Below are 6,654 nucleotides of genomic sequence, written 5' to 3'. Positions count from 1 at the left end.
GCCCGAATGACTCAAATTTTTGATGAGTATCGTCCTGAGCTGGTTTTTCATGCGGCTGCCCATAAACACGTGCCACTGATGGAATCCAATGTGGGTGAGGCAGTTAAGAACAATGTTCTTGGGACTGCAGGACTTGCAGAGCTCGCGGGCCAATTTAAGGTAAGTCAGTTTGTTTTGGTTTCAACCGATAAAGCAGTACGCCCCACATCTGTAATGGGAACGACCAAGCGTATCGCAGAATTGACAATTCAGCAGCTCAATCAGAAATATGCGACCCAATACATGGCCGTTCGATTCGGCAATGTTCTCGGTTCCGCGGGCTCTGTTGTTCCTATTTTTCGCGGTCAAATTAAGAGTGGTGGACCTGTCACGGTCACACACCCAGATATGGTCCGCTTTTTCATGACCATTCCCGAGGCATCGCAGTTGGTGCTTCAAGCAGGTGCCATGGGGCAAGGCGGCGAGGTATTCGTCTTGGATATGGGTGAGCCTATTCGGGTCCAAGATTTGGCTCGAGAGATGATTAAGCTTTCAGGTCTGGTTCCTGAGGTTGATGTTGAGATTGTGTTCACTGGTATCCGGCCGGGCGAAAAGCTTTATGAGGAGATCCAATACGACGGTGAGCTTATGGAAAGAACTCGGCACCCCAAGATATATATAGGGAGTATGGAAGAGTCGCACCAGAGCAAAAGTTTTGAGACATCTTTTGATCTTCTAAGGTTGGCACTTGATACCCACCGTGAAGACGAAATGCGTAAAGCGATGTGTCGCTTGGTACCTGAATCAACAATTTTCCATCCAGAGGGTGTGCAGTCCTCCAACGTTGTACAGCTCTCGGTCGAGAATAAGGTCTCCTAAGTTTCGGGTGCGATGTTCTATTTTCATCCCATAGCCGGCGCGCGATTTTCAAACATCATTGATGTTCTTTGTTTTGAGATGACGGGGTGTTTGAGGCGCCGCGAGAGTCTCTCTACAGCACTGATGAACCCGGCAGTGGTTCGCGAGCTTATTGATGACGCAAACTCTTTTAAGGTCGGTGTATTGGTGCAGTCAGGTTTATCTAAGCTTGGCGTAGATTCACAATTCTTGGGGATAAAGCAGTGCCAGCATCAGGCGATGGCCAGCTCTATGTATATACAGCGTACCCGGGAAGATATTGAGGCGGTCCTTGGAGACTCTGGGATTCGGTACGCCATTCTTAAGGGCGTGGCTTCTGATCTTTTATTGTACGGTGGGCTCGGTCAACGGGGAACCACTGATATCGACTTGTTAATTGATCCCGAGCAGCAATCGGAAACATTCGAGGCGTTAGCTACTATCGGTTATTATCCCCAGATACGAGATAGCCATCGTGTTTCAGACCCTGAGCATTTCCAGCTTCTCTTGTGCAGTTCTGAGCCAGGGCGATGCCCCATTGATTTGCACATGCAACTTAATTGCGATGCGCGATTTAAGGACCCCGGTAAGGGGTTTCTAAGTAGAGCCCAGTCTTATTCAACGCATAGCGGCTTCGTGAGAGCTTTGGAGTGGCATGACCAGCTAACATATCTTTCTTTAAACCTATCGGCTTCCGTTTTTAGGGGTGGCGTCATTAAGCTATTGTTGGATGCTTATGCCCTTTTATCTCAAAAAGAAATTGATATGGATACGGTGGTCGAACGGGTTCGTGATTGTCGGGGTGAGCAAGGACTTTGGGGCGTTTTGTATTTACTAAAGGATTGGCCGGGAATGGAGAGTGTTGCTCCCTATGAACAAGCACTGCGCCCAAGCGGTTTTAGACAACTCATACTTCGAAACAACATGGGGCAACGTCAACGGAGATGGGATACCGGTTCGCAAGTTTGTCGTGTCATCTTTTTTGAATGGCTAACATCGGGTAAACCACTGTGGCCGGTCACCTACTTTTCAGGACGCTTAAAGCTAAGAATCGCTGACTTTAGGGCAAATACCCAACCGAAGTCTTGAGACTTAGAAGATACTTTCTGGGATAAACACAATGTCGCCAGGTTGGAGACTCAGGTTAGTGAGACGACCTTCGACGATTTTTTGAACAGCAACATCAATCTTGGTTTCATTGCCCTTGATGGTGCGTGTTACATAGGTGCCGTTTTGGTTTGCGTTAGGCAAAAAACCTCCGGCTAACGAGATTAATTCGATGATGTTCATGCCATCTTGATAGGCAAAAGTCCCAGGTGATTTTACAAATCCGAACACGAAAATCTTCTTGGATTTGTATTCGGTTACGAACACCGAGACCTGAGGGTTGACCAGGTAGTCTTTGAGCTTACCGGTGATGGTCTCTTCTATCGCGCGAACATCTTGAGCCTCCATCTTGATGGTACCAACAAGCGGAAAGTCAATGGTGTGATCGGTGCGAATTCTATGTGTTCCGGAGAGCTCGTCTTGGCCAAAAACTGTAACTTTGAAGACATCTCCTGGCCCAAGACCGTGAGGCTCCCGAGGTATCGAGTCAATCGGCGAGATATTTTTCTTCTGCTCTTTGGTTGTAGAGTTCGCGGCGGAATCTGTGATTGTCTCAGTTGTTGCGCAACCAACACTCAGGCTCGAAACTAAGAATAGAGTCGAGCAGATTCTTATAACTGTTCTAGATAGCCTCATGGCGGCGTTCTAGCAGGTCTTTACGATGATGTATAGACTTTCTCTTTATCAAGTAAGTATCTAACAACGTTAAGAATATTCTATCCTCAACAATCCCCGCCATCATTCTGAAATGCTGAGCAGTTCAGGTAAATGGCCTGACCGGTTGCTTCGTACACATAGTTACCAGCATCGCAGTAACCATCGCCAAGCCATGCCTTCGGTGCACATTGATTGCGGCAGTCTAGCATTTCGTTGGATGCGCAGCTTTGTCCCGCTGGCTGGCAATCGCCGCGGTCGTAGCTGAATTCTTCGCAGCTAAAGTTAATAGCCGTGCCGTTGTGGGAATAGGCACCATCATCGCAGTAACCATCCGCAAGCCAGTTGGTCGGTGCGCAGTTGCCATTGCAGTCAGCGGTTTCGCCGCTTGGGCAGCTGGTGGTTGTGCTGCTGTTGTTGTTATTTGAGTTGTCTTCAGGCTCTGGTTCTGGCTCAGGGTCTGGCTGCGACGGCTGACTAGGCGCTGTGCTTGAAGTCATATTCGGCGCACAATCAAAGTCGTTGCAGATGGTCTCGGGCGTACTTTGAAATTTCGCACGGGTACCTTCGCCCACTTCCATTAAAATACAGTGAATCGCACCAGCCCATGTAATGAGCTCCGTTGCGTCAATATCCACATGTTGCCAGTTAGGCATCACTTGCTGCCAAATCGCGAGCGCCTCATCTTGGAAGCGGTCATCATTACTGTAAACAGGAATGAGGTTTACGCCGTTGATGAACTGGCTGTTTACGTAAGTACGGAAGTTGTTGTCGCTGTTGGCTGGCATAGGCATACGAACCACGTTCAGGCTTGAGCCATCCATCAGAGTCACGTTGTTTAAGACAGCAGCATTGTTGTCGAGGATATCAGCGTTGACGGCATCGATGGTTCCTCGGCGGCTGTCGCTTTGGCTCTTACGGTATTGGCCTAGGACCATGGTGTTTTTATTGGCAAGCTTGGCAAACATATCGATGTGTCCAGTACCTTCACCGTAGAGCGGCTGAAGAATAACAAGCTGCTCACATCCAAGGTAGCGCTTAAAATAAGTACGAACTTGACCTTCGGATGCACCAGACATTTCCGCGGTTGCACTGAGAAGAACCGTGCTGGCGTAGCAGGTGCCAGCGCCATCGCTTACGAAGTTGCCGCCTTCAAAATCAACAGGCATACGAAAATTGTTGATGTCCCACTTTTGCGCGAGAAGTGCGGGGAAGGCATCATCATAGAGACGGCCAGGATAGTATCGCACATCAACGAATCCCATTTTGCCATTTTGCTCAACGGTCATAGGACCGTAATCGCGCATCCACAAAGTTTGAACAGGCAGCTGAATCGTGGTCACGCCATTGATGGACACGCCGCGGCTTTGCATTTGGTATTTAAAGTCGTTGAGCGACTGATTGCTATCGTAGGCCACGGTCACATCGGTGGTGACTTTTGCGCTGCGAATGATTCCGGCAACAACGTCGGCAAAGTTACCAGTCCAGGCTAAAAGAAGCGCTTGTTTGTTTTCCCATTCACCAGGTGTACGAACAGTGTTGGTCGGCGGCGCGGTAATCGCGAATGTTCCGGGGTAGTTGAACCGCTGGTCGTTGCTCCAAGCAAAGGTATTGTCCACGGGCATCACCGGGACCATGGGCTTTGGGTAAACCGATTGTTCTTCTCGTTCGGGAGCGACGTCGTCACTTGTGCCTGTGAGCAATTCTTTGGCAGGCTGGCTCGGATTTTTCTGAGGCAAATCGCCGCAGCCGATAAGTGACAAGAAACCGATAGATACAAACAAGCACAGCGTGTTTTTCACGACACTCTCCTCGGAAACATTTGGTCGGGATATCTCCCGAAAACGGTATTTTTAGAATTGGGCGACTTTCCCCTACATAGGATTTGCCGAGTTGTATAGAGGGAAAATACGATGAAAAATCGGGTAGATCGTGACAACTTGGTTAACTATCTGTCGAAACTTAGAAAAGTCAGGCGGATTGATATGTTTAGGCTCATGCCCTTCTGTTTAACCCGGCTCTGATCTAAGCTTTTGACTTGGAGGAAATCATGGCACCTGCTCCCATCAATCGCCCACCGGGCCCTATTTTACCGGGACTTCCTCGTGCGGATTCCGCACCGGCGACCCCGGCCTCCGCTCCTGGCCATATTCCGCCAGCCTCAACATTGGATCGCTTAGAGCGTACCGGTTCAAACCCAGCTCTGCGAGATATTGCAAGCAGCGGACCGGCCGGCATGGCCAGAGTCCAAGGCTCTGTGACCACACCGGCCGTGGTGATGGATCCGGTTCAGCTCATGGGCCAGATGAAAAAGTGCGATCTTTCGGTGAAGTTGCCTCTCAAGCACACGGCGGATTTGGGCCGTTGGCTTAGCGTTCGCGAAGGCACCCAGGCCATGCTGCACTTGGCAGTAGCGGATGGAAAAATCGATTTTAAAAATACGAAATTCGAAATCAAAGACGAAGATGGCAAAGACTACTCTCTCGATGGCCCGCTATGGCTCGATCCTGAAAGCGTTTACATCGATGACGATGGACAGCTGCGCGCCAAGATGCCCTGTTTTCCAGATCCTAATATTACGAAGCAACTTCTAGGCCCTGATGCAAAGCGAGTACCGGACGACCCCGGCGAGTTTTTGCAAAGAATCACCCAAGGAAAAGACGTTGCCTTTGAGGTGATGCCGTCAAACCGCGTTGGCGGAGCGGCTAATGTGGGCGGCGCAGCGGCGATGGAATCCACCTCGTCCTCTGTGGAGGACTCCAACGAGCCAAACCCGCTTGAAGCGTTTACCGATCTGCAGGGCGTGAACTTCGACTTCAGCGGTGAACTCAAGGCCGGGCCTTTAAAGCTTGGGCCTGGTGCGCTTTTGAACCTTCGTGAAGGCACCTCCGTACAGGCCTCCGGTACTTTGGGGGATATGCGTGTTTCGATGGAAGCACCGGTTAAATCGATGCAGCTTTCTCAGGGAGATACCCGGATTCAAAGCGGTAATGGCACCGTGAAAATGGATGTACATTTTACGAGCAATGCTGAGGAAGAAGTGGGCATTGATCTGCAGATGCATGCCTTCGAACTGGCAAACTTCCAAATGCAGGCCGCTGCGTCTCAAGGCGCCAAGCATCAGATTGGCATCGGCAAGCTCGATATCGAAAACGAAGCGGGTCAGCCTCTGATTACGATGAGGAGTGAGCCGGGCGCAGAAAACCATCTCTCAGTGGATATCGACCGAATCGGTGTTGAAGATCTCACGGGTAAAATGGTCGTGGATGATACCCGGGGCGAACAAGTAGAGCTTAAGCTTGGTCGGCTTGCCGCAGGCTCCCAAGGGCCGATGAATGTGGAAGCAAGTTTAAAGCTTGATTCGAGCGAGGGAACGTTTTCGCTCGTAGCTCAAGCTGACGATGTGGCGGCTGAGGTTGGACGGCTCGGGTTACTTGATACCGGTCTGTTCGATCTCACTTTAGACAGTGGACGCATTTCAGGCAGCGGCAGTATTGGCGTCACCCAAAACCCGCAAGAGAGCCGCTTAACCATGAAAGCAGCTCCAGGCGAGCCATGGGCGATAGAAACTGATATCCATGATGCTCATCTTGGAATGGAGACCGAAGGCGCGAAGGTGCATGCCGATTTAAGTGCCGATACATTTGGCACCATTCACCTTCAAGAACTTGATATTTCACCCCACGCGCCGCCGGTCTTAGATGCTACCGCAGAGTTTAAAGTGGCGCTTGACGAGCTTACGATTCCGCTTGGCAAAGGCAATAAAGTCTCGCTTAAGAAAGGCACTGAGGGCACGCTGGTCATCTCTGAAATGTCGTGGAAAGAGGGAGATAAGTCTCCAGCGGTTGCGGCTGAACTTCGTCTCAATGTGGGAACGGATGCGCTCATGCGCCCGGGCGATATCCCAGGGCTCGAAGGTGCCCGCGTTGAGCTGGACGTAGACACCGGCGATAGTATTTTAGTCTTAAAGGCTCAGCTTAGCCGCGAAGGCGAGCTGGTTTTAGACTGCGGGTTTAG

Annotated in this window: 5 protein-coding genes; 3 read left to right on the top strand and 2 right to left on the bottom strand. The window is 50.4% G+C overall.

Features of this window, described 5'->3' with window-relative positions:
- Both HOK28_07615 and HOK28_07610 read left to right on the top strand, forming a co-directional pair.
- Positions 1-858, top strand: an 858-nt coding sequence (locus tag HOK28_07615; GenBank protein MBT6432941.1) for a polysaccharide biosynthesis protein, incomplete at its 5' end; no start/stop codon positions are given.
- A gap of 12 nt (positions 859-870) precedes the next feature.
- The gene (locus HOK28_07610; protein MBT6432940.1) at positions 871-1,965 is read left to right on the top strand and encodes a hypothetical protein; all 1,095 of its coding nucleotides are present in this window, start codon (positions 871-873) and stop codon (positions 1,963-1,965) included.
- A 3-nt stretch (positions 1,966-1,968) separates the two neighbouring features.
- On the opposite strand, the gene HOK28_07605 is transcribed toward HOK28_07610, so the two are convergent.
- Positions 1,969-2,619, bottom strand: coding sequence for a polysaccharide export protein (locus HOK28_07605; protein MBT6432939.1), 651 nt, complete (start codon positions 2,617-2,619; stop codon positions 1,969-1,971).
- A gap of 86 nt (positions 2,620-2,705) precedes the next feature.
- Positions 2,706-4,439 (bottom strand): agmatine deiminase family protein, encoded by a 1,734-nt coding sequence (locus HOK28_07600; GenBank protein MBT6432938.1) that lies wholly within the window; start codon positions 4,437-4,439, stop codon positions 2,706-2,708.
- A gap of 248 nt (positions 4,440-4,687) precedes the next feature.
- Here HOK28_07600 and HOK28_07595 point away from each other — a divergent pair.
- Positions 4,688-6,654, top strand: a 1,967-nt coding sequence (locus HOK28_07595) for a hypothetical protein (GenBank protein ID MBT6432937.1), incomplete at its 3' end; no start/stop codon positions are given.

The sequence above is a fragment of the Deltaproteobacteria bacterium genome, from assembly GCA_018668695.1.
In the GTDB taxonomy this organism is placed as follows: domain Bacteria; phylum Myxococcota; class XYA12-FULL-58-9; order XYA12-FULL-58-9; family JABJBS01; genus JABJBS01.
This window is presented reverse-complemented; position numbering and strand designations above follow the sequence as displayed.